The sequence below is a fragment of the Micromonospora haikouensis genome (assembly GCF_000876225.1).
Lineage (GTDB): Bacteria > Actinomycetota > Actinomycetes > Mycobacteriales > Micromonosporaceae > Micromonospora > Micromonospora haikouensis.
In genome coordinates, this window is record NZ_JXSX01000002.1 from 508623 (window position 1) to 531058 (window position 22436).

The following is a 22436-nucleotide window of genomic DNA, read 5'->3' on the forward strand; positions in this document are numbered from 1 at the left end:
TATTGCTCTTCGCCGTAGGCCCGGGGCTGACCGCCCCGGGAACCCCGGCGAGAAAGGCTGACGAAATCCATGACGATGACCGACCCGATCGCAGACATGCTCACGCGTCTGCGTAACGCCAACCAGGCGTACCACGACCGGGTGACGATGCCCTACTCCAAGATCAAGGCGAACATCGCCGAGGTCCTGATGTCCGAGGGCTACATCGCCACCTGGTCGGTCGAGGAGCCCGAGGAGGGCGCCGTCGGCAAGCGACTGGTCGTCGAGCTGAAGTACGGCCAGAACCGCGAGCGGAGCCTGGCCGGCATCAAGCGCGTGTCCAAGCCCGGTCTCCGGGTGTACGCCAAGTCGGACGGGCTCCCGCGGGTGCTCGGCGGGCTGGGCGTGGCGATCATTTCGACGTCCCAGGGGCTGCTCACCGACCGGCAGGCCCGCAAGCGGAGCGTTGGCGGGGAAGTCCTCGCCTTCGTCTGGTAACGGGAGACAGGTAGAAATGTCGCGTATTGGACGTAAGTCGATCCCGGTGCCTGCCGGCGTCGACATCACGATCGACGGCCAGGCCGTCAAGGTCAAGGGCCCGAAGGGCGAGCTCACGCACGTGCTCGCCGAGCCGATCACCGCGGAGCGGGCCGAGGACGGTCAGCTTCAGGTCAACCGGCCGAACGACGAGCGCAAGGCCAAGGAACTGCACGGCCTGAGCCGGACCCTGATCGCCAACATGATCGTCGGCGTGACCGAGGGCCACCGCAAGAGCCTGGAGATCGCCGGCACCGGTTACCGGGTCACGGCCAAGGGCAAGGACCTGGAGTTCGCGCTCGGGTTCTCGCACCCGGTGCTGGTCCCCGCGCCGGACGGCATCACCTTCACGGTGGAGAAGCCGACCGTCTTCCACGTGGCCGGCATCGACAAGCAGCTCGTCGGTGAGGTCGCCGCCAACATCCGGAAGATCCGCCCGCCGGAGCCCTACAAGGGCAAGGGCGTGAAGTACCAGGGCGAGGTCATCCGCCGCAAGGCCGGAAAGGCAGGTAAGAAGTGAGCGCCACGCTGCTCAAGCGTCGCCGCGGCGTCGCCGCCAAGCGCGCCGTCGGCCGTGCGCGTCGACACTTCCGGGTCCGCAAGAACGTCAGCGGCACCCCCGAGCGTCCCCGCCTGGTCGTCACCCGGTCGCTGCGTCACATCGTCGCGCAGGTCGTCGACGACACCAAGGGCCACACCCTGGCGTCGGCCTCGACCCTCGACGCGTCGGTGCGCGGCACCGAGGGCGACAAGAGCGCCCTGGCCGGCAAGGTCGGCGCCCTGCTCGCCGAGCGGGCCAAGGCCGCCGGCGTCTCGAAGGTCGTCTTCGACCGCGGTGGCAACCGGTACGCGGGGCGGGTCGCCGCGCTTGCCGACGCCGCCCGCGAAGCCGGGCTCGAGTTCTAGAAACCCCGTCACGAGAGAGAAGGAAGGCTGCTGATGCCAGGTCAACAGCGCCGTGGCGGCGGGTCCGGTGGCAACGAGGGTGGTCGCCGCGACAACCGCCGTGAGGGCGGCCGCGGAAACGCGCCCGTCGAGAAGACCCCGCACCTTGAGCGGGTCGTCGCGATCAACCGCGTCGCCAAGGTCGTGAAGGGTGGTCGTCGCTTCAGCTTCACCGCCCTGGTGATCGTCGGCGACGGCGACGGCACCGTCGGTGTGGGCTACGGAAAGGCCAAGGAGGTGCCCGCGGCGATCGCCAAGGGCGTCGAGGAGGCCAAGAAGCACTTCTTCAAGGTGCCGCGGATCGCTTCCTCGATCCCGCACCCGGTGACGGGTGAGGCCGCCGCCGGCGTGGTGCTGCTCAAGCCGGCCTCCGCCGGTACGGGCGTCATCGCCGGTGGTCCGGTGCGTGCCGTGCTGGAGTGCGCGGGCATCCACGACGTGCTCTCCAAGAGCCTCGGCTCGTCCAACCCGATCAACATCGTGCACGCCACGGTGGCGGCGCTGAAGGGGCTGGAGTCCCCGGAGGCCGTCGCGGCCCGTCGCGGCCTGCCGGTCGAGGACGTCGCGCCGGCCGCGATGCTCGCGTCGCGGGCGGGGGTGGCGTCCTGATGGCTCGCCTGAAGGTCACCCAGCTCCGGTCCGAGATCGGTGCCAAGCGCAACCAGCGTGAGTCGCTGCGTTCGCTCGGCCTGAAGCGGATCAACGACGTGGTGGTCAAGGAGGACCGTCCCGAGATCCGGGGCATGATCTTCGCGGTCAACCACCTCGTGAAGGTCGAGGAGGTCGAGTAATGACGATCAAGGTCCACCACCTGCGCCCGGCGCCTGGTGCCAAGACCGCGAAGACCCGCGTGGGTCGCGGTGAGGGCTCCAAGGGCAAGACCGCCGGCCGCGGTACCAAGGGTTCCAAGGCCCGCAAGAACATCTCGGCGGCGTTCGAGGGTGGGCAGATGCCCATCCACATGCGCCTGCCGAAGGTGAAGGGCTTCAAGAACAAGTTCAAGGTGGTCTTCCAGGTGGTCAACCTGGACAAGCTCGCCGAGCTGTTCCCGAACGGCGGTCAGGTCGGCCCGCAGGAGCTGGTCGAGGCCGGCGCGGTCCGCAAGGGCCACCCGGTCAAGGTGCTCGGCACCGGCGACCTGAACGGCGTGTCTCTCCAGGTGTCGGCGCAGGCCTTCAGCGCGTCGGCCAAGGAGAAGATCACCGCCGCCGGTGGCTCGGTCACCGAGCTGTAAGGCAGTGTCCGTGGCGCCCGCTCAGTTCTTCGTGACTGGGCGGGCGCCTCGGTCTACCCCGGGCGTCTCCACCGGGTAATATCGGATTCGATTTATGTAGCCGGGCACACCTGCCCGGACCGGGACGGGGCTGTTAGGCTCCCATCCCAGCTATGGATATCGGGCGCTCGCCCGGCACCCACCCCGATCCGCCAGGGACCACCACCGGCGGCCCGCCTCGCGCAGGAGGAAGAAGTTGCTGTCCGCCTTTCTCAGTGCGTTCCGTACGCCTGACCTGCGCAAGAAGCTGCTGTTCACGGTAGGCATCATTGCCGTCTACCGGCTCGGCGCCACCCTGCCCAGCCCTGGTGTCTCGTACGGCAACGTCCAGAAGTGCCTCGACACCATCGGCAGCGCGAACACCGGGGTGCTGAACCTGCTGGACCTCTTCTCCGGCGGGGCGCTGCTGCAGCTCTCGGTCTTCGCGCTGGGCATCATGCCCTACATCACAGCGTCGATCATCCTGCAGCTGCTCACCGTGGTCATCCCGCGGCTGGAGCAGCTCCGCAAGGAGGGCCAGGCCGGCCAGGCGAAGATCACGCAGTACACCCGCTACCTGACGCTCGGCCTGGGCATCCTCCAGTCGTCGGCGTTCGTGGCGCTGGCCCGCTCGGGGCAGCTGTTCAACAACCAGTGCGACCAGTTCCCGATCGTGCCCAAGGGCACCGGCATCCCGGACTGGCTGACGCTGACGATCCTGGTCATGACGATGACCGCCGGCACCGGCGTGGTGATGTGGCTCGGCGAGCTGATCACCGACCGGGGCGTCGGCAACGGCATGTCGGTGCTGATCTTCACCTCGATCGCGGCCCGCCTCCCCAGCGAGGGCTGGCGGATCAAGACCCAGCAGGGCTGGTGGAAGTTCTTCCTGGTGCTGGCGCTGGTCCTGGTGGTCATCACCGCGGTGACGTTCATCGAGCAGGCGCAGCGCCGGATCCCGGTGCAGTACGCCAAGCGGATGATCGGCCGGCGGATGTACGGCGGCACCTCGACCTACATCCCGCTGAAGGTCAACCAGGCGGGTGTCATCCCGGTCATCTTCGGCTCGTCGCTGCTCTACCTGCCGCAGCTGGCGCTCCAGTTCTTCGACCAGACGAACCCGGGCAAGACCCAGGCCTGGATCCAGAACAACGTGGTCGACCCGTCGAGCCCGCTGCACATCGCGATCTACTTCCTGCTGATCATCTTCTTCACGTACTTCTACGTGTCGATCACGTTCAACCCGACCGAGGTCGCGGACAACATGAAGAAGTACGGCGGCTTCGTGCCGGGCATCCGCCCCGGCAAGCCGACCGCCGACTACCTCGACTTCATCCTCAGCCGGATCACCCTGCCGGGCGCGCTCTACCTGGGCATCGTCTCGATCCTGCCGAACTTCTTCTTCATCTGGCTGAACAGCGAGCAGTTCCAGAACTTCCCGTTCGGCGGCACCGCTGTGCTCATCATGGTCGGCGTCGGTCTGGAGACCGTGAAGCAGATCGAGAGCCAACTCATGCAGCGGAACTACGAAGGGTTCCTGCGGTAGATGCGACTCGTTCTGGTTGGCCCGCCGGGGGCGGGCAAGGGCACACAGGCGGAGTTCATCGCCGCTCACCTCTCGGTGCCGAAGATCTCGACCGGTGACATCTTCCGGGCGAACGTCTCGCAGGGCACGCCGTTGGGTGTCGAGGCGAAGCGCTACATGGACGCGGGCAAGCTGGTCCCGGACGAGGTGACCATCAACATGGTCCGGGACCGGCTCGCCGAGCCGGACGCCTCGGAGGGCTTCCTGCTCGACGGCTTCCCGCGCACCACGCCGCAGGCCGCCGCGCTGGACAAGCTCCTCGCCGACCTGGGCACCGCACTGGACCTGGTGCTGGAGCTGGTCGTCGACGACGACGAGGTGATCCGGCGGCTGTCGGGCCGGCGCACCTGCCGGGGCTGCGGCAAGATCTGGCACGTCGAGTTCGACGCGACCACCCGGGACGGCATCTGCGACCGCTGCGGCGCCGAGCTGTTCCAGCGCGACGACGACAAGCCCGAGACCATCGCCGCCCGGCTGCGCGAGTACGCGGACAAGACCGCGCCGCTGGTCGACTACTACGGCGCCCAGGGCAAGCTGGTGGGCATCGACGCCACCGGCCCGGTGGAGGACGTCACCGTCCGCGCCATCGACGCCCTGCGCTCGTACGGCGGCTGACGAACGGTCGCACCGCGGCTGACGGAAGGTCGTCCGGCGACTGGCGGACGCCGGGGTCCCGGCGGATAGAGTGCGAACAGCGGGGTACGTGCGACGTGCCCCGCTGCTCCGCGCGACGAAAGGTAACGGCCCCATGCGTCGTCCCCAGCTGGACATCCAGCTGAAGACCCCCGACCAGATCGAGAAGATGCGCGCCGCCGGCCTCGTGGTGGCCGAGGCGCTGCGTCGGATGCGGGAGGCGGTGGCCCCCGGGGTCAGCACCGCCGACCTGGACGCGATCGCCGAGTCGACCATCCGGGAGGCGGGGGCGGTCCCGTCGTTCAAGGGCTACCACGGCTTCCCGGCCTCGATCTGCTCGTCGGTCAACGAGCAGGTGGTGCACGCGATCCCGTCGCCCGCCCAGGTGCTCCGGGAGGGCGACCTGATCTCGATCGACTGCGGCGCGGTGCTCGACGGCTGGCACGGCGACGCCGCGATCACGGTCGGCGTGGGGGAGGTCGACCCGGCGCTGCTGAAGATGGCCGCGGTGGCCGAGGACGCGATGTGGGCCGGGATCGCGGCGGCGGCGCGCGGGGCGGCCAACGGTCGCGGCCGGCTCACCGACATCTCGCACGCGGTGGAGAACGCGGTCCGCCGGGGCGGTCGGTACGGCATCGTCGACGGGTACGGCGGGCACGGCATCGGCACCGAGATGCACCAGGATCCGCACGTGCTCAACCACGGCCGGCCCGGCAAGGGCCCCCGACTGGTGCACGGCATGGCGCTGGCCATCGAGCCGATGATCACGATGGGCTCGCCCCGCACGGTCGAGCTGGCCGACGGCTGGACCGTCGTCACCCGGGACGGTTCGATGGCGGTGCACGTCGAGCACTCGATGGCGCTGCTCCCGGACGGGGTCTGGGTGCTGACCGCGTTCGACGGCGGCCGGGGGCGCCTGGGTGATCTGGTGACCGCCCGCCAGCCCGCCGACTCGCCGGCGATCTGACCGTCGGGTGGCCCCTCCGGTCGGCGAGAGGGGTGACCCCCGTCACTCCCGGCCCCGGGCGGGGCGGGAAGTAATCCGGCCGGGTGACCTGACGGGTGGCCGGTTTGGCGGCGGCGCGCAGGCGGGCGTACACTTTCTGATCGGCGCACAGCGTCCACTCCGGCATGCCCACCCTGCGCTTCGGTGGGGCCGGAGCCGCGGCTGGCGCGGGCACCCGACAACCGTCGGGGCCCGTGTAAGACGTTGTGGGCCGTCCGGAGTAACCGACGTCAGGACAGCGGAGGACATGCCGAAAAAAGACGGAGCCATCGAGATCGAGGGTCGGGTCATCGAGCCCCTGCCGAACGCCATGTTCCGGGTGGAGCTCGCGAACGGTCACAAGGTGCTGGCTCACATCAGTGGCAAGATGCGGCAGCACTACATCCGCATCCTGCCGGAGGACCGCGTCGTCGTCGAACTCTCGCCGTACGACCTGACCCGCGGGCGCATCGTCTACCGCTACAAGTAAGCGACCTGACGACGGCCGGGTAGTCCCCGTGTCCGTCCTCGACGTCCGGCGTCGCGCGTCGTCGCGCCTCCGGGCCAGATGGGAAGTAAGGCAACCGTGAAGGTCAAGCCGAGCGTCAAGAGGATCTGCAACAAGTGCCGGGTCATCCGCCGGCACGGCCGGGTCATGGTCATCTGCAGCGACCCGCGCCACAAGCAGCGCCAGGGCTGATCCAGCCCGACCGACCGTGAATCCACGGCCGGTCGGTCCGGTCCCGGCGTCGCAGATCCAGCCAACACATCATCAGCTCGTCCCAGCCGCGAGCGGTGCGCATCGCGTACCCCTGCGTGGTTGACCCCCGGTCGGAGGCCGGGGCCCGCTCGGGCAGCGGTCGTTCCTCCCGGCGCCACGGCGCCGGTCGGACGACCGGAGCGGGGTGGGGCGGGTGCAGACCTCCGCCAGGAAACCACAAGGAGTACGCCCGCACATGGCTCGTCTAGTCGGCGTGGACCTCCCCCGCGAGAAGCGGATGGAGATCGCGCTCACCTACATCTTCGGGGTCGGCCGCACCCGTGCCCTGGAGACGCTCGCCGCGACCGGTATCTCTCCGGACAAGCGCGCTCGGGACCTCACGGACGAGGAGCTGGTCCAGCTCCGCGACCACATCGAGGGCAACTACAAGGTTGAAGGCGACCTGCGCCGCGAGGTCGCCGCTGACATCCGCCGCAAGGTCGAGATCGGCTGCTACGCCGGTATCCGCCACCGCCGTGGTCTCCCGGTGCGTGGCCAGCGGACGCGGACCAACGCCCGCACCCGCAAGGGCCCGAAGCGGACCGTCGCCGGCAAGAAGAAGCCCGGCAAGAAGTAATTAGGAGCGCACAGACTTATGCCACCGAAGGCTCGTGCCGGAGCCGCCGTCAAGAAGGTCCGGCGCAAGGAACGCAAGAACGTCGCCCACGGGCAGGCGCACATCAAGAGCACCTTCAACAACACCATCGTGTCCATCACGGACCCGACCGGTGCGGTCATCTCCTGGGCCTCGGCCGGCCAGGTGGGCTTCAAGGGCTCCCGCAAGTCGACCCCGTTCGCCGCGCAGCTGGCCGCCGAGGCCGCCGCGCGTCGGGCGATGGAGCACGGCATGCGCAAGGTCGACGTGTTCGTCAAGGGCCCCGGCTCCGGCCGGGAGACCGCCATCCGTTCGCTGCAGGCCGTCGGGCTGGAGGTCGGTCAGATCTCCGACGTGACCCCGCAGCCGCACAACGGGTGCCGTCCGCCGAAGCGTCGCCGGGTCTGAGAGGTTAGAGAGAGATGGCTCGTTACACCGGTGCTGACTGCCGCCGTTGCCGGCGGGAGAAGATGAAGCTGTTCCTCAAGGGCAGCAAGTGCGATGGCCCGAAGTGCCCGTTCGAGTCCCGGCCGTTCCCGCCCGGGCAGCACGGCCGCGGCCGCACGAAGGAGACGGAGTACCTGCTCCAGCTCCGTGAGAAGCAGAAGGCCCGCCGCGTGTACGGCGTGCTGGAGAAGCAGTTCCGCGGTTACTACGAGGAGGCCGTGGCCAAGCAGGCCAAGACCGGTGAGGTCCTCCTGCAGATCCTCGAGTCGCGGCTGGACAACGTGGTCTACCGGGCCGGCTACGCCAAGTCCCGGGACATGGCCCGCCAGCTGGTCAAGCACGGTCACTTCACGGTGAACGGCAAGAAGGTCGACATCCCGTCGTACCGCGTCAAGGAGCACGACATCATCGAGGTCCGGGGCAAGAGCAAGGAGCTCACCCCGTTCATCGTGGCGCAGGCCGAGGCCGGCTCCAAGACGGTTCCGGCGTGGCTGGAGGCCATCCCGAGCCAGATGAAGGTGCTCGTGCACTCGCTCCCGGCCCGCCAGGTGATCGACACCCAGGTCCAGGAGCAGCTGATCGTCGAGCTCTACTCCAAGTAGTCGGGCTCGTTGCGGTGGTCCGCCCTGCGGGGCGGGCCACCGGAACGGTTTGTGTCGCGGACGTCAAATAGCGGGCGTCCCGGAAGAGAAGAGAAGACATGCTCATCAGCCAGCGACCGTCTCTGTCCGAAGAGTCGATCAACGAGACCCGCTCCCGGTTCACCATCGAGCCGCTGGAGCCGGGCTTCGGGTACACCCTGGGCAACTCGCTGCGGCGCACGCTGCTGTCGTCGATCCCGGGTGCGGCGGTCACCTCCATCAAGATCGACGGCGTGCTGCACGAGTTCACCACGATCCCCGGTGTCAAGGAGGACGTGGTCGAGCTCGTCATGAACATCAAGGAGCTGTGCGTCAGCTCCGAGCACGACGAGCCGGTCAGCATGTACCTGCGCAAGCAGGGCCCGGGCGACGTGACGGCGGGCGACATCCAGCCCCCGGCCGGCGTCTCGGTGCACAACCCGGACCTGAAGCTCGCCACCCTCAACGGCAAGGGTCGGCTCGACATGGAGCTGACCGTCGAGCGGGGTCGCGGCTACGTGACGGCGGCGCAGAACAAGCAGGCCGGCGCCGAGATCGGCCGGATCCCGGTCGACTCGATCTACTCGCCGGTGCTGAAGGTGACGTACCGCGTCGAGGCGACCCGGGTCGAGCAGCGGACCGACTTCGACCGGCTGATCATCGACGTCGAGACCAAGCCGTCGATGGGCCCGCGCACCGCGCTGGCCTCCGCCGGTTCGACGCTGGTGGAGCTCTTCGGGCTGGCCCGGGAGCTGGACGAGACCGCCGAGGGCATCGACATCGGGCCGTCCCCGCAGGACGCCCAGCTGGCGGCGGACCTGGCCCTGCCGATCGAGGAGCTGGACCTGACCGTCCGCTCCTACAACTGCCTCAAGCGCGAGGGCATCAACTCCGTCGGTGAGCTGATCGGGCGCACCGAGGCCGACCTTCTCGACATCCGCAACTTCGGCCAGAAGTCGATCGACGAGGTCAAGATGAAGCTGGCCGGGATGGGTCTGGGGCTGAAGGACTCGGCCCCGAACTTCGACCCGGCGCACGTCGTGGACGCCTTCGGTGAGGCCGACTACGACACCGACGACTACCGCGAGACCGAGCAGCTCTAGTCCCCGCTGCCGCCACACCTGAGGAGCACCAAGCATGCCCACGCCCACCAAGGGCCCCCGCCTCGGCGGCAGCCCCGCGCACGAGCGGCTGATGCTGGCCAACCTGGCCACCGCGCTGTTCCAGCACGGCAAGATCCAGACCACCGAGACGAAGGCCCGGCGGCTGCGTCCGCTGGCCGAGCAGCTCATCACCAAGGCCAAGCGGGGCGACCTCGCCTCCCGGCGGCGGGTGCTGGGCGTCGTCAAGGACAAGGACGTGGTCTACGCCCTGTTCGACCAGATCGCGCCCCGGTACGCGAACCGTCCGGGTGGCTACACCCGGATCGTGAAGACCGGCCCGCGCAAGGGTGACGCCGCTCCGATGGCGATCATCGAGCTGGTCGAGGAGCTTCAGGTCGCCGAGCCGAAGGCGAACAAGAAGACCGCGACCCGCAAGGCCGCGCAGCAGGACAAGGTCGAGGCGCTCGCCCCGGCCGAGGAGACCCCGGCGTCGGCCCAGGCCGACCAGGACTCCGAGGCGCCGGTGTCGGCGTCCGGTGACACCGCCGCCGCCCGCGAGGACAGCGACGAGGCCGCCGAGGGCACCGAGAACAAGGCCTGAGCAACGGCAGCACCGTCGGGCCCGGCATCCCTTCCTGGGGTGCCGGGCCCGACCCGTGAGGAGGTACGAGGTGGACGAGCGGGTCCGGCTGCGGCTGGCGGTCGCGTACGACGGGACCGGTTTCTCCGGTTGGGCGGCCCAGCCGACCCGGCGGACGGTGGCCGGCGTGCTCGCCGAGACCCTGGACCTGGTCCTCGGCGCGGGCGTGGCGACGGGGCTGACCGTGGCCGGGCGGACCGACGCCGGGGTGCACGCCACCGGCCAGGTCTGCCACCTCGACCTGCCGGCGGCCGTGTGGGCCGGGCACGAGGGGCGGCTGCTGCGCCGGCTGGCCCGGCTGCTCCCCACCGACGTGCGGGTGCGGGCGATGACGCCGGTGCCGGCGGACTTCGACGCCCGGTTCTCGGCGACCTTCCGGCGCTACGAGTACCGGGTGACCGACGCGCCCTTCGGCGCCGAGCCGCTGCGCCGGCACGAGGTGCTGGCCTGGCCGAGGCCGCTCGACCTCGACCTGCTCAACGCCGCGGCGGCGGGGCTGGTGGGGGAGCACGACTTCGCCGCGTACTGCCGGCGCAAGGAGCACGCCACCACCCTGCGCGAGGTGACCCGGCTGGACTGGCGGCGCGACCCGGACGGCCTGCTGGTCGCCACCGTCCAGGCCGACGCGTTCTGCCAGGCGATGGTGCGCAGCCTGGTCGGGGCGATGCTGGTGGCGGGGGACGGGCGGCGTCCGGTGCAGTGGCCGGGCAGCCTGTTGACCCGGCGGGAGCGGTCCAGCGAGGTGACGGTGGCCCCGGCGCACGGGCTCACGCTGGTCGCCGTCGGCTATCCCGACGACCCCGCCGAGTACGCCCGCCGCGCCGAGGCGACCCGCCGGCTCCGCGTGCCCACGGGCGGGCCCGCCGTCGAGGGCTGAGAGCCGTCCCGGCCGTTCCCGCCGTCGCCTCAGTCGTTCTCGCTGTCGCTGTCGTCCTCGTCGCTGCCGCTCGGGGTGGTCGTCGGCTGGCCGGCGCTGCCGCCGGTGGCCCGGCGCTCCAGCACCCCCTTGGTGAGGTGCGTCTCGATCAGGTCGAAGAGGATCTCGCGTACCGCCGGGTCGGCGGCCTTGACCGGTTCGCCGTCGGCGCGGACCACGAGGCAGTACGCGAGGTAGTGGCCGCGTACCTGCCAGCCGACCCGGGCGGGGGCCTCGGTCAGCGCCTCGGTGTCGTCCCCGGCCGGCAGGCCACGGAACCGGCCCTCCCGCTCGTCGAGCAGTTGCCGCAGCCGGTCCCGGACGCGCTGGGCGGTGGCCTTGTCGGTCAGGTTGAACAGCCCGGCGGTGAGCAGGTGGTCCCCGTCGGGGGAGCGCAGGCTCGCCCGGACCACCTGGTTGCAGCCGAGCGTGGCGAGCAGGTCCGCCACCTCGCCGCTGGCGGCGACCGCGCAGCTGCCGCTGGACTGGGTCTTGAGCACCTCGTACGGGTCCGCGCCGTCGCCGACCGTGACCTGCCGGCCGGGGAAGACCTCCTTGACCGTCAGGGGAGCGGAGTCGGTGTCCCGCGAGTCGATGTCCTGCCGTTCGGTCTGGGACGGCGACGGGGCGGCGGCGGCCGGCGGGCTCGGCGCGACCTGGGGGTCGGTGGCCCGGTTGGCCAGCAGCGCGGCGCCGCCGAGGCCGCAGAGGGCGAACAGCGCCAGGACCGCCGCCCCGCCGAACACCACCTGCCAGAGCCGGGCGCGGTGGCGGCCGGTGTCCCGGGCGCGCCGGGACCGGGGGAGGTGCAGCGGCTGCGTGGTGGCGTACCCGCCGGCCGGCGGGGCGGGACGGGGCGCGGCCGGTGGCGGCGGTGCGAAGGCCGACGCCGGGGGCGGGGCGGCCGCGGGCAGCGCGATCCGGCTGGTCCGGGGCAGTGACGGCGTCGGGAAGCGGGACGGCGCGGGCCCGGTACGGGCGGGCGGGCGGTTCCAGGCCACCGACAGGTCCGACCCCGGCCCGGGGTGCCCCTCGAAAGCGTCCTCATCGGACTCGTACCGATACACCATGCGACCCAGAGTAGGGGCTATTGTCCCTTTAGGGGGTAATACCCGGAAACTGCGGCGGGTCCGCCGGGCCGCCCCGGCGGGCGCGCGGCCGGGCCGCCGCCCCGGACCCCGCCCGGCGGGCGGCGACGCCAGTGCGAGAATGCCGGGCGTGACCGGCGACCACTACTTCTCCGCTGAACCCGGAACCGCCGCCCGCCACCGGGAGGTCGAGTTCACCGTCGCCGGGCGCGACTACACGCTGACCTCGGCCGGCGGCGTCTTCTCCGCCGACCGCCTCGACCCCGGCACCGCCGTGCTGCTGCGCAAGGCCGACCTGCCGGCCCCCGACGCCGCCGGGAACCTGCTGGACCTGGGCTGCGGCTTCGGCCCGATCGCCTGCGTGCTGGCCGGCAGCGCCCCGGCCGCCACCGTCTGGGCCGTCGACGTCAACGAGCGGGCCCGGGCGCTCACCGCCGCCAACGCCGAGCGGGTCGGCGCGGCCGACCGGGTCCGGGTCGCCGCCCCCGACGCCGTGCCGGACGACGTGACGTTCGCCCAGCTCTGGTCCAACCCGCCCATCCGGATCGGCAAGGAGGGCCTGCACGAGCTGCTGCTGCGCTGGCTGCCCCGGCTCGCCCCCGACGGCGTGGCCTGGCTGGTGGTCGCCCGCCACCTCGGCGGCGACTCGCTGCACCGCTGGCTGACCGAGCAGGGCTGGCAGGTGGGCCGGCACGCCAGCCAGAAGGGCTACCGGGTGCTGCGGGTCACCCGCTGACCTGCGCACCGGTAATCGGCTGTCGCCGGGCCAGCCCGCTCAGGCAGGATGCCGGCGTGGGATATGTGGACGTGGCAGCCGTGGGGCACATCCTCCCCGACGGCCGGGAGCTCTTCACCGACGTGTCGTTCCGGGTCGGCGAGGGCGCCAAGGTGGCCCTGGTCGGGCCGAACGGCGCGGGCAAGACGACGCTGCTGCGGATGGTCGCCGGCGACCTGCCCGTGCGCAGCGGCGGGATCGCCCGCTCCGGCGGGCTCGGCGTGATGCGCCAGTTCATCGGCATGATCGGCGACGATTCCACCCTCGCCGACCTGGCCCTGTCGCTCGCCCCGCCGGCGCTGCGCGACGCCGGCCGCCGGCTCACCGAGACCGAGGCCGCCATGCGGGCGGCCGAGCTGCGCGGCAAGTTCGGCAACGCCGCCGCCAAGGCCCAGCTCGCGTACGCGGATGCGCTCGCCGCCTGGGGCGAGGCCGGCGGGTACGACGCCGAGGTCGTCTTCGACACCGTCGCGACGATCGTCCTCGACGTGCCCTGGGACGCGGCCCGGGAGCGCCCGGTGCGTACCCTCTCCGGCGGCCAGCAGAAGCGGTTCGCCCTCGAACTGCTGCTGCGCGGCCCCGACGAGGTGCTGCTGCTCGACGAGCCGGACAACTTCCTCGACGTGCCGGGCAAACGGTGGCTGGAGGACCGGCTGCGCGAGTCGGCCAAGTCGGTGCTCTACGTCTCGCACGACCGGGAGCTGCTGGCCCGCACCGCCGACCGGGTGGTCGCCGTCGAGGGCGGCAGCGCCTGGGTCCACCCGGGCGGCTTCGCGAGCTGGCACGAGGCGAGGGTGGTCCGGCACGCCCGCCTCGACGAGCTGCGCCGCCGCTGGGACGAGGAGCACCAGAAGCTGCGCGACCTGGTGCTGATGTACAAGCAGAAGGCCGCGTACAACGACGGGTTGGCGTCGCGGTACCAGGCTGCGCAGACCCGGCTGCGCAAGTTCGAGGAGGCCGGGCCGCCGCCCGTACCGCCGAAGGACCAGGACATCCGGATGCGCCTGACCGGCGGGCGGACCGGCAAGCGCGCGGTGATCGCCGAGCAGCTGGAGCTGGACGGCCTGACCTACCCGTTCGACCTGGAGATCTGGTTCGGCGACCGGGTCGCGGTGCTCGGGGCCAACGGCACCGGCAAGTCGCACTTCCTGCGGCTGCTGGCCCGGGGCGGCACCGACCCGGACCCGGCCAACGGCCCGGTCGACGGGGCCGCCGCGCTGGCCCCGGTGGCGCACGACGGGGTGGTCCGGCTCGGCGCGCGGGTCCGGCCCGGCCACTTCTCGCAGACCCACGACCGGCCCGAGCTGATGCAGAAGACCCTGGTCGAGGTGCTGTGGCGCGGCGACGACCACCGGGCCGGGATGGACCGGCACGCGGCGATGGCGGCGCTGAGCCGGTACGAGCTGGCCGGGCAGGGCGACCAGCGCTTCGGCACCCTCTCCGGCGGCCAGCAGGCCCGTTTCCTGGTGCTGCTGCTGGAGCTGTCCGGGGCGACGCTGCTGCTGCTCGACGAGCCGACCGACAACCTGGACCTGGCCAGCGCGGAGGCGCTGGAGGCCGGCCTGGCGGCGTTCGCGGGCACGGTGATCGCGGTGACCCACGACCGCTGGTTCACCCGCTCCCTCGACCGCTTCGTGTTGTTCGGCAAGGACGGCGAGGTGACCGAGACCCCGGAGCCGGTCTGGGACGTGTGAGCAGGGGTAAGGGAGGCCCCCTGTCAACGCATAACGGTGTAGAAGGGGCCCTTCCCTACCTCTGGCATAGGGTTGGGCGCGTGACTGAGATGACGTACCGCCGGCTGGGCGACTCCGGGCTCGTGGTGTCCGTGGTCGGCATCGGCTGCAACAACTTCGGCCGCAAGCTCGACCTCGACGGCACCCGGGCGGTGGTCGACGCGGCGCTCGACGCCGGCATCACCCTGTTCGACACCGCCGACATCTACGGCGAGCCGCAGGGCGCCTCCGAGGAGCTGCTCGGTCAGGCGCTCAAGGGCCGCCGCGACGAGGTGGTGCTGGCCACCAAGTTCGGCATGGACATGCACGGGGCCAACGGGGCGGACTTCGGCGCCCGGGGCTCCCGGCGCTACATCGCCCGCGCGGTCGAGGCGTCGCTGCGGCGGCTCGGCACCGACCACATCGACCTGTACCAGATGCACGAGCCCGACCCGGGCACCCCGATCGACGAGACGCTCGCCGCCCTCGACGACCTGGTGCGCGCCGGCAAGGTGCGCTACCTGGGCAACTCCAACTTCGCCGGCTGGCAGATCGCCGACGCCGACTGGATCGCCTCGTCCAACGGGCACACCCGGTTCGTCAGCGCGCAGAACCACTACTCGCTGCTGGAGCGGGGCGTCGAGGCCGAGGTCATCCCCGCCTGCGAGCGCTTCGGCCTCGGTATGCTGCCGTTCTTCCCGCTGGCGAACGGCCTGCTCACCGGCAAGTACCAGCGCGGGGAGGCCGCCCCGGCCGGCAGCCGGCTCTCCGGCGGCGGCCGGTACGCCGAGCGCCTCGCCGCGGCCCGCTGGGACACCATCGAGGCGATCGGGGCGTACGCCGCCGAGCGGGGGCTCACCATGCTCCAGGTGGCCATCGGCGGGCTGGCCGCCCGGCCCGCGGTGACCTCGGTCATCGCCGGGGCCACCACCCCGGAACAGGTGCGCGCCAACGCAGGTGCCGGCGCGTGGCAGCCCGACGACGACGACCTGGCCGCGCTCGACGCCATCCTCTGAGCCCGGTCGAGAAACGGCGGCGAAACGACGCCAGTCGAGGAACGACGAGGGGCGAAACGACGAGGGACGCCGGGGCAACTCGCCCCCGGCGTCCCTCGTCCGGCTTCCGGCCCGGTCAGGCAGCCGGCCCCCCAGGCCCGGCCGGCCGACGCCGCCGCACGAGTAGCAGCGGCACCGCCGCCAGCAGCGCGACGGCGACGAGCCCGCCGGCCGCGTACGTCCACCAGCCGCCCCCCGACCGGTCCCGCGCGTCCGGGGCGGACTGCACGGCGACGGGCCGTGGCGCGGGCGGCGTCTGCGCGGGGCGGGCCTGCACCGTCGCGGTCGCCGACGTCTTGTACGGGGCCGGCGCGGTGACCGTCACCCTCCAGCGGCCGGGGGAGAGCAGCGGGCCGCTGGAGTAGAAGCCCTGCCCCTCCCCGGCCATTTCGAGCTGCACCGGACCGGCCGTCCGGTCGCCCTCGCCCTTGGCGGTGAGGGTCAACCGCACCGGCTGGTCCAGTCGGTGGCCGTCGGAGTAGACGGCCAGCACGGTGACCCCGCCGGCCCCGTCGCCGCCCACCGACAGCTTGAGCTTTCCGCCGTGCGCCGCCGCCGGGCCCGCCGGCAGCGCCACCAGGCACGCCGCGACGAGCGCGGCGGCGAGGATCCTGAGGGTACGCATCACCCGTGCTCCACTCGTTCGGTTCGGGTGGGGCCGCCCCCGCCGTCGTGGTGCACGGCGGGAGCGGCCCCGTCTTCCGTTACAGCGAACCGCCCTCGGCGATCCGGGTGGGGTCGGCGCCGAGGCGGCCCGCCCCGTCCACCGACTTGTTGTCGTTCGCCTTGACGCCGGCCTTGGTGGCCGCGCCACCGAGCCGGACGATCATGGCGTCGGCGTCGCGGACCAGCACGTCCCGGACGTCCGTGTCGGTCACCAGGGCGGCATCGGTGGCCAACGCCTTGAAGGCGGTCAACTGCTGCACCGCCCGCTTGTCGTTGCCCGCCGCCTCGGAGGCCCGCACCGCGTCCAGCTTGTTGGACAGCTGACGGTGCGCCTTGGTGGAGAGTCGTCCGGTCGCCTTGAACCGGTCCAGCAGGTTCTGCATGTCCCGGAACGAGGTGGTGACGTAGAACCGGACCGTCGAGGAGGTGGAGTTGCCCGCCTTGTCGGTCGCGGTCACCGTCAGCTCGTGCTGGCCGAGCGGCAGCTCGTACAGCGCCTGGAGGGTGCCGCTGGCGTACGTCGTGCCGTCCAACTTGCCGGAGGTCGTCTTGATGCCGGAGGTCGGGTCGACCGCCTGCCACGAGATCCGGACGTCCTGGCTGTCACCGTAGAGCTGGCCGTCGGCGATGCCGGAGACCAGCAGCGTCGGCTTGGTGCCGTCGATCTTGACGACCGCCGACTTCAGCGACTCGACGTTGCCGGCGGCGTCGGTGGCCCGGTACAGCAGCTCGTGCGTGCCGTCCCCGGTCACCTCGACCGGCGTGGTGTACGCCGTCCAGGCGCCACCGTCGAGCGACCACTCCAGCTTCTTGACCCCGGAACCGGCGTCGGTGGAGGTGATCACCACCGGAACCGTGCCGGCGTGCCAGCCGTCGTCGTTCGCCGGGGCGAACGCGGCCGAGCTGACCGGCGCGGTGCCGTCGATCTTGACGTTGACCTTCTTGGCGGTCTCCACGTTGCCGGCCTTGTCGGTCGACCGGAACCGCACCTCGTGCGACCCGTCACCGGTGACCTGCACCGGCTCGGTGTACGCGGTCCACGTGGTGGCACCGTCGAGCTGGTACTCGGTGGAGGCCACCCCGCTGCCGCCGGCCTCGTCGGCCGCCGCGAGCGTGACCGTGACCGGCGCGGTGTGCCAGCCCTCGGTCGGGGTGCCGGAGACCGTGGCGGTGGTCACCGGCGCGGCCGTGTCGGCCACCTTGGTGGAGAGCCGGAAGTAGTCGAACGACGCGGTCTTCGACGTGGCCGCGTTGGCCCCGAGCGTGAACAGACCGATCTTCGGGGTGGCCCCGACGGCGGTGTTGCTCACCGTGCCGAGCGTCGTCCACTCCTGCCCGTCAGCCGAGTACGACCCGGTGAAGTCGTTCCCGGTGCGCGCCACCCGCAGGTGCCACACCCCCGAGGTCAGGTTGGTGACCTCCGGCTGCGGGTTCTGCACGGTACCGCCGACCTCGCTGCGGAACTCGATCCGCCGGGAGACCGTCTGACCGGCCTGGTTGTCCACGATGAAGTCGAACTTGACGTAGTTGTCGTCGTCGGCGTGGACGATCAGACCCGCCTGCTGGTACTGCTCGGCCAGCAGGCTGCCGTCGACCTTCGTCTCCAGGGTCCAGTCGCCGCTGGGCGCGGTCTGGAGGATGAAGTTCGTCGGCCCGGTGTTGCCGGTGCCGTAGATGTCACCCTTCGGCACGTCGATCTGCAGCGCGCCACCGGTCACCCGGTAGGTGGCCGCGTCCTCCCGCAGGATCGCGTTCCAGCGGCACTTGTCGAGCGCGGTGCCACCGAACTCGTCCGACGGGTCGACCGGGCCGGCCGGCTCGTCCGGCGTGACCTGGAAGAAGTCGAACGCCGCGTCCACCACCGGGGCGGTGGTGCCGCCGTTGAGGGCGAACAGGCCGATCCGGGGGTTGGTGATCCCGGCGAGCGCGGCGGACCGGCCGACCGGGGTGAACGTCGTCCCGTCGGCGGACATGCCCGCCGTCAGGTTGGTGCCGTCGCTGGTCAGCCGCAGCCAGATGGAGTCACCGGCGGGCGCAGCGGTGGCGTCCGCCCCCTCGTTGCGGGGCGAACCGGCGGTCTCCCGGATGAACTCCACCCGGCGGGACCCGCTGTAGAGCAGGTCCAGCTTGGCGTAGTTGTCGTCGTCGCCGTAGATCAGCAGGCCGGCCTGCTGGTAGTTGGCGGTGACGGGCAGGGTGACCTTCGTGGTGGCCTGCCAGGCCCCGCTGGGCGCGGGCTGGAGGACCAGGTTGGTGGCGCCGTTGGTCGTGCCGTACAGGTCACCGGAGGCGGTGGGCAGCCGCAGCGACCCGCCGGAGACCGAGTAGAGCTGGTTCTCCCGGACCACGGTCCAGCGGTTCTTGTCCAGGCTGGTGCCGAGGAAGTCGTCCGAACGCGCCCCGAAGCAGGACGTGTTCGCCGCCTCCACCTTCACCGGGACGGTCACGTACGCCTTCGCGCCCCGGGCGTCGGTCACCGTCAGGGTGGCGGTGAAGGTGCCCGGCACGGTGTACGTGTGGGTGGCGTCGAGGGTCGACGCCGTCTTGCCGTCGCCGAAGTCCCAGGCGTACGTCAGCGGGGTGTCGCCCTCGGCGTCGGTGGCCGTGCCGTCGAAGGTGACGGTGACCGGCGCGGTGCCGGTGGTCGGCGTCGCCGTGGCGCTGACCTGCGGCGGCGCGTTCTCGGTGACGCCGCGGCCGATGAAGTCCATCCAGTTGACGTTGAACAGCGAACCGGTGCCGCCGGCCGGGTCCTTGGCGAGGAAGTACAGCGTGCCCTCAGCCGGGCCGGTGACCGGGGCGGTCACGTCGACGAACTGCTGCCAGCCGCCGGTGCCCGGCACGTTCGCGGTCGCGACCAGCGGGCCGTCGACGGTGCCCGAGCGGACCTCGATCCGCCCGCCCTGGACCGACGAGGCCGCCCGGAAGCGGATCGAGTCGATCCCGGTCAGGCTGGCCGGGGCGAGCGACCACCAGTCACCGTCCTCGATGAAGCCGATGTTCTGGTTGCCGCCGGCGGTGTCGGTGGTGGTCTCCTTCTGCACGCCCGGGTCGCCGCCGCCGGTGCTGCCGGGGGCCCGGCCGGTGGCGGTGAAGTACTCGGCCTGCTTGCGCTTGGGCTGGAGCTGCTCGATCGCCCGGCCGGTCAGCGAGCCGGCACCGCCGGCGCCGCCCTTGTCGGTGTACGTCGCCTCGAAGACGCCGAAGACGTTCGCCTCCGCGCCGTGGCCGGAGGCCAGCGAGGTCTGCACGGTGCCGGTGCAGCCGGTGTGCTGCTCCAGCGGGTGGGCGTGCTCGTCGTGGCCGAGCAGCACCTGGAGCTGGACCCGGTCACAGTCGATGGTGCCGTCTTCCGGGTCGGTCACCTTGATCGTGTACTTGATCTGGTCGCCCCACTCGAAGAAACCGCCGTTCGGCGGGAACTCGATGGTCACCGTCGGGGCGGTGTTGCCGACCGTCACCGGCACGTTCGCCACGGCGGTACGACCCGCCGGGTTGGTGACGGTGAGCTGGGCGATGTAGTCACCGGCGGTGGCGTAGGTGTGCGTCGGGTTCGCCTCGGTGGAGGTCTGCCCGTCGCCGAACTTCCAGGAGTAGGTCAGCGTGCCGCCGTCGGGGTCGCGGGAACCGGCGCTGGAGAAGTTCACGGTCAGCGGTGCGGGCCCGGAGGTGGGGTCGGCGCTGGCCTGGGCGATCGGGGCCCGGGAACCGGCGGTGTAGTCGATCCGGTAGACCCCGGAGTTGTCGTTGTTGCCGCCGAAGCCGCTGCCCCACTCGATCAGGTAGAGCGCGCCGTCCGGCCCGAACTCGAAGTCCATCGGGCGGACCATGGTCATGCCGGTGAGCAGCTGGTTGATGTCGATCAGCGACTTGCCGTCCTGGCTGACCTGCATCGTGTACATCTTCGACTGGTTCCACTCACCGAGGAGCGCCTTGCCGTCGTAGTACGCCGGCCACTTGCGGTCCGACGTGCTGTCGGCGTCGTACCGGTAGACCGGGCCGCCCATCGGGGCGCCGCCGCCGCCGATCTCGGGGAAGCGCGGGTCACCCGCGTAGCCGTAGTCCACGGTCGCCGGGATGGCCGGCGGCAGGTTGGTCAGGCCGGTGTTGTTCGGCGAGTCGTTCACCGGCGCGGCGCAGTTGAACTTCGCCCCGCTCGGCCCGTTCGGGAAGGTGTAGTCGTTGTACGCCTTGTTGTTGCCGGTGCAGTACGGCCAGCCGTAGTTGCCGGCGGTGGCGACGATGTTCCACTCCACCAGGCCCTCGGGGCCGCGGTCCGGGTTGGCCGAGTTGGCGTCCGGTCCGTAGTCGGCGACGTAGAGGGTGTCGGTCTTCTGGTCGACGCCGATCCGGAACGGGTTACGGAAGCCCATGCCGAAGATCTCGGGGCGGGTCTTCGCGGTGCCCGGCGCGAACAGGTTCCCCGTGGGGATCGTGTAGGTGCCGTCGTCCTCCGGGTGGATCCGGATCACCTTGCCGCGCAGGTCGTTGGTGTTGCCGGCGCTGCGCTGCGCGTCGTAGTCCTGCCGGCCGGCCCGCTCGTCGATCGGCGTGAAGGCGTTCGACTCGAACGGGTTGGTGTTGTCGCCGGTGGCCAGGTACAGGTTGCCCTTCGAGTCGAAGGTCATGCTGCCGCCCGCGTGGCAGCAGGTGTTGCGCTGTGTGTCGACCTGGAGGACGACCTTCTCGGTGGCCTTGTCGATGGCGTCACCGTTGACGGTGAACCGGGACAGGTAGTTGCGGGGGCCGCCACCGGCCGGCGCGTAGTAGAGGTAGATCCACTTGTTGGTGGCGAAGTCCGGGTCGAGGCGGAGGCCGAGCAGGCCGTCCTCGTTGCCGGTGAAGACGTCCAGCTTGGTCGCGGTGACCGTGTTGCTGGTGTCCGGCTTGATGATCTGCACCCGGCCGTCACGCTCGGCGTAGAACACCCGACCGTCCGGAGCGATGTCCAGCTCCATCGGGTTGTTGGTGTTGCTGTCCAGCGTCACCTTGTCGAAGTTCGAGGTCTTCGAGGCGCCGCAGTCGGCCTTCTCCACGCCCGCGGCGGTGCGGATGCCGCCGAGCAGGTGGGCGAGGAACTCGGGCTCCTGGTACGACTGCTGGGTGTGGCCGCCACCGGTGTACCAGGCCCGGCCGCCGTCGTAGTCCTGGCACCAGGCGGTGGGGTGGTCGGCGCCCATCGCGCCGCTGCCCGGGGTGTAGGACTTCTCGTCCAGGCTGGCCAGGACGTGCACGTTGGAGCGCGGGTTGGTCCGGAAGTTGTACCACTCGTCGAACCGGGACCACTTGTCCGGCAGCGTGGCCGTGGACGGGTGGGCGTGGTCCTCGACCTTGACGGTGGCCTGCTGGTTGGCGGGGTGGTTGTTGAAGTACGCGCCGACCAGCTTGCCGTACCAGGGCCAGTCGTACTCGGTGTCCGAGGCCGCGTGGACGCCGGCGTAGCCGCCGCCGGCCTTGATGTAGCGCTCGAACGCGGCCTGCTGGTCGGCGTTGAGGACGTCACCGGTGGTCGACAGCCAGATCACGGCCTGGTACTTCGCGAGGTTGGCGTCGTTGAACGCGGCGCCGTCCTCGGTCGTGTCGACGGTGAAGCCGTTGTCGGTCCCGAGCTTCTGGATCGCGGCGATGCCGGCCGGGATCGCGTCGTGCCGGAAGGCGGCGGTCTTGGAGAAGACGAGCACCGAGAACGGGTCGGTGGCGGCTGCCGCTGCGGGGGCCGCCAGGGGCGCCGCCTGCGCGGCGGCCGGTGCGGCCTGCGCGGGGGTGCCGGCGACCAGGCCGGTGGCGACGAGGGACAGGCTGAGAAGTGAGGAACTGAGGATGCCGCGAGGTATGCGGCGGCGGCGGGATGGAGACACTCCATGCTCCTTTTGTCCGAGCTGGACAGTGGTGGGCTCGGGGACGACTTCGCCGCAGACCGTCCCCGGTCGGTGCGGTGCCTGGGTCAGACCAGGGCCCAGGCACCTTGTAACGTCGGTGCGGGCCCAGGCCCGCACCTGTCGGACCGGTACGCGAGGGGGTCGCATACCGCTGGTCGGTGCGCGGCCACGCCAGGGCCGCTCACCGGTCGGATCGGGTGCGCGGCCACGCCAGGGCCGCGTACCGGTAGGTCGGTGCGGGCCACGCCGAGGCCACGCGCCGAA

General features: G+C 71.3%; 23 protein-coding genes. 20 read left to right on the top strand and 3 right to left on the bottom strand.

Annotated elements, in window-relative coordinates:
• The first annotated feature begins 69 nt into the window (after window positions 1–69).
• From rpsH to truA, 17 genes are all read left to right on the top strand, one after another.
• Entirely contained in the window at window positions 70–477 is a 408-nt protein-coding gene (gene rpsH, locus TK50_RS18910; RefSeq protein WP_043965527.1) for a 30S ribosomal protein S8, read from the top strand.
• Window positions 478–493: 16 nt separating this feature from the next.
• A complete protein-coding gene (gene rplF, locus TK50_RS18915; protein ID WP_043965528.1) occupies window positions 494–1036 on the top strand; it encodes a 50S ribosomal protein L6 in 543 nt (180 codons plus the stop codon).
• The gene (rplR, locus tag TK50_RS18920) at window positions 1033–1422 is read left to right on the top strand and encodes a 50S ribosomal protein L18 (RefSeq protein ID WP_043965529.1); all 390 of its coding nucleotides are present in this window, start codon (window positions 1033–1035) and stop codon (window positions 1420–1422) included. The genes rplF and rplR overlap by 4 nt, the downstream gene beginning before the upstream one ends.
• Window positions 1423–1455: 33 nt before the next feature.
• Window positions 1456–2070: a 30S ribosomal protein S5 gene (gene rpsE, locus TK50_RS18925; RefSeq protein ID WP_007073019.1), complete on the top strand. Its 615-nt coding sequence runs from the start codon at window positions 1456–1458 to the stop codon at window positions 2068–2070.
• Window positions 2070–2252, top strand: a complete 183-nt coding sequence (rpmD, locus tag TK50_RS18930; RefSeq protein WP_043965530.1) for a 50S ribosomal protein L30 — start codon at window positions 2070–2072, stop codon at window positions 2250–2252. Before rpsE ends, rpmD begins: the two co-directional genes overlap by 1 nt.
• Window positions 2252–2695 carry a 50S ribosomal protein L15 gene (rplO, locus tag TK50_RS18935; protein WP_043965531.1) on the top strand — a complete coding sequence of 148 codons (444 nt, stop codon included), beginning with the start codon at window positions 2252–2254 and terminating at the stop codon, window positions 2693–2695. Before rpmD ends, rplO begins: the two co-directional genes overlap by 1 nt.
• Window positions 2696–2930: 235 nt before the next feature.
• Window positions 2931–4259, top strand: coding sequence for a preprotein translocase subunit SecY (gene secY, locus TK50_RS18940; protein WP_043965532.1), 1329 nt, complete (start codon window positions 2931–2933; stop codon window positions 4257–4259).
• Complete coding sequence (locus TK50_RS18945; RefSeq protein WP_043965534.1) at window positions 4260–4913, top strand: adenylate kinase; 654 nt, start codon at window positions 4260–4262, stop codon at window positions 4911–4913.
• 133 nt (window positions 4914–5046) lie between these two features.
• Complete coding sequence (gene map, locus TK50_RS18950; RefSeq protein ID WP_043965536.1) at window positions 5047–5898, top strand: type I methionyl aminopeptidase; 852 nt, start codon at window positions 5047–5049, stop codon at window positions 5896–5898.
• A 286-nt stretch (window positions 5899–6184) separates the two neighbouring features.
• Window positions 6185–6406: a translation initiation factor IF-1 gene (gene infA, locus TK50_RS18955; protein WP_007073013.1), complete on the top strand. Its 222-nt coding sequence runs from the start codon at window positions 6185–6187 to the stop codon at window positions 6404–6406.
• Window positions 6407–6502: 96 nt separating this feature from the next.
• Window positions 6503–6616 (top strand): 50S ribosomal protein L36, encoded by a 114-nt coding sequence (gene rpmJ / locus TK50_RS18960; protein ID WP_043965539.1) that lies wholly within the window; start codon window positions 6503–6505, stop codon window positions 6614–6616.
• Between the two features lie 256 nt (window positions 6617–6872).
• The gene (gene rpsM / locus TK50_RS18965) at window positions 6873–7253 is read left to right on the top strand and encodes a 30S ribosomal protein S13 (RefSeq protein ID WP_043965541.1); all 381 of its coding nucleotides are present in this window, start codon (window positions 6873–6875) and stop codon (window positions 7251–7253) included.
• A gap of 18 nt (window positions 7254–7271) precedes the next feature.
• A complete protein-coding gene (gene rpsK / locus TK50_RS18970; protein WP_007073011.1) occupies window positions 7272–7679 on the top strand; it encodes a 30S ribosomal protein S11 in 408 nt (135 codons plus the stop codon).
• Between the two features lie 14 nt (window positions 7680–7693).
• Complete coding sequence (gene rpsD / locus TK50_RS18975) at window positions 7694–8320, top strand: 30S ribosomal protein S4 (RefSeq protein WP_043965544.1); 627 nt, start codon at window positions 7694–7696, stop codon at window positions 8318–8320.
• Between the two features lie 98 nt (window positions 8321–8418).
• A complete protein-coding gene (locus TK50_RS18980; RefSeq protein ID WP_007073009.1) occupies window positions 8419–9441 on the top strand; it encodes a DNA-directed RNA polymerase subunit alpha in 1023 nt (340 codons plus the stop codon).
• A 34-nt stretch (window positions 9442–9475) separates the two neighbouring features.
• On the top strand, window positions 9476–10042 hold the full coding sequence (rplQ, locus tag TK50_RS18985) for a 50S ribosomal protein L17 (RefSeq protein ID WP_043965547.1): 567 nt from the start codon (window positions 9476–9478) through the stop codon (window positions 10040–10042).
• A gap of 70 nt (window positions 10043–10112) precedes the next feature.
• Window positions 10113–10958, top strand: coding sequence for a tRNA pseudouridine(38-40) synthase TruA (truA, locus tag TK50_RS18990; protein ID WP_043965549.1), 846 nt, complete (start codon window positions 10113–10115; stop codon window positions 10956–10958).
• Between the two features lie 29 nt (window positions 10959–10987).
• On the opposite strand, the gene TK50_RS18995 is transcribed toward truA, so the two are convergent.
• A complete protein-coding gene (locus TK50_RS18995) occupies window positions 10988–12067 on the bottom strand; it encodes a hypothetical protein (protein ID WP_043965551.1) in 1080 nt (359 codons plus the stop codon).
• Between the two features lie 148 nt (window positions 12068–12215).
• On the opposite strand from TK50_RS18995, the gene TK50_RS19000 reads away from it, so the two are divergent.
• The 3 genes from TK50_RS19000 to TK50_RS19010 all read left to right on the top strand — a co-directional run bounded on the left by TK50_RS19000 (window position 12216) and on the right by TK50_RS19010 (window position 15588).
• Window positions 12216–12821 (top strand): class I SAM-dependent methyltransferase, encoded by a 606-nt coding sequence (locus TK50_RS19000; RefSeq protein WP_043966513.1) that lies wholly within the window; start codon window positions 12216–12218, stop codon window positions 12819–12821.
• Between the two features lie 56 nt (window positions 12822–12877).
• Complete coding sequence (locus TK50_RS19005; protein ID WP_043965554.1) at window positions 12878–14554, top strand: ABC-F family ATP-binding cassette domain-containing protein; 1677 nt, start codon at window positions 12878–12880, stop codon at window positions 14552–14554.
• Between the two features lie 89 nt (window positions 14555–14643).
• Entirely contained in the window at window positions 14644–15588 is a 945-nt protein-coding gene (locus tag TK50_RS19010; protein WP_043965555.1) for an aldo/keto reductase, read from the top strand.
• A gap of 115 nt (window positions 15589–15703) precedes the next feature.
• On the opposite strand, the gene TK50_RS19015 is transcribed toward TK50_RS19010, so the two are convergent.
• Complete coding sequence (locus TK50_RS19015; protein WP_043965557.1) at window positions 15704–16252, bottom strand: hypothetical protein; 549 nt, start codon at window positions 16250–16252, stop codon at window positions 15704–15706.
• Window positions 16253–16331: 79 nt separating this feature from the next.
• Window positions 16332–22151: a ThuA domain-containing protein gene (locus TK50_RS19020; protein WP_043965559.1), complete on the bottom strand. Its 5820-nt coding sequence runs from the start codon at window positions 22149–22151 to the stop codon at window positions 16332–16334.
• Window positions 22152–22436 lie beyond the last annotated feature (285 nt).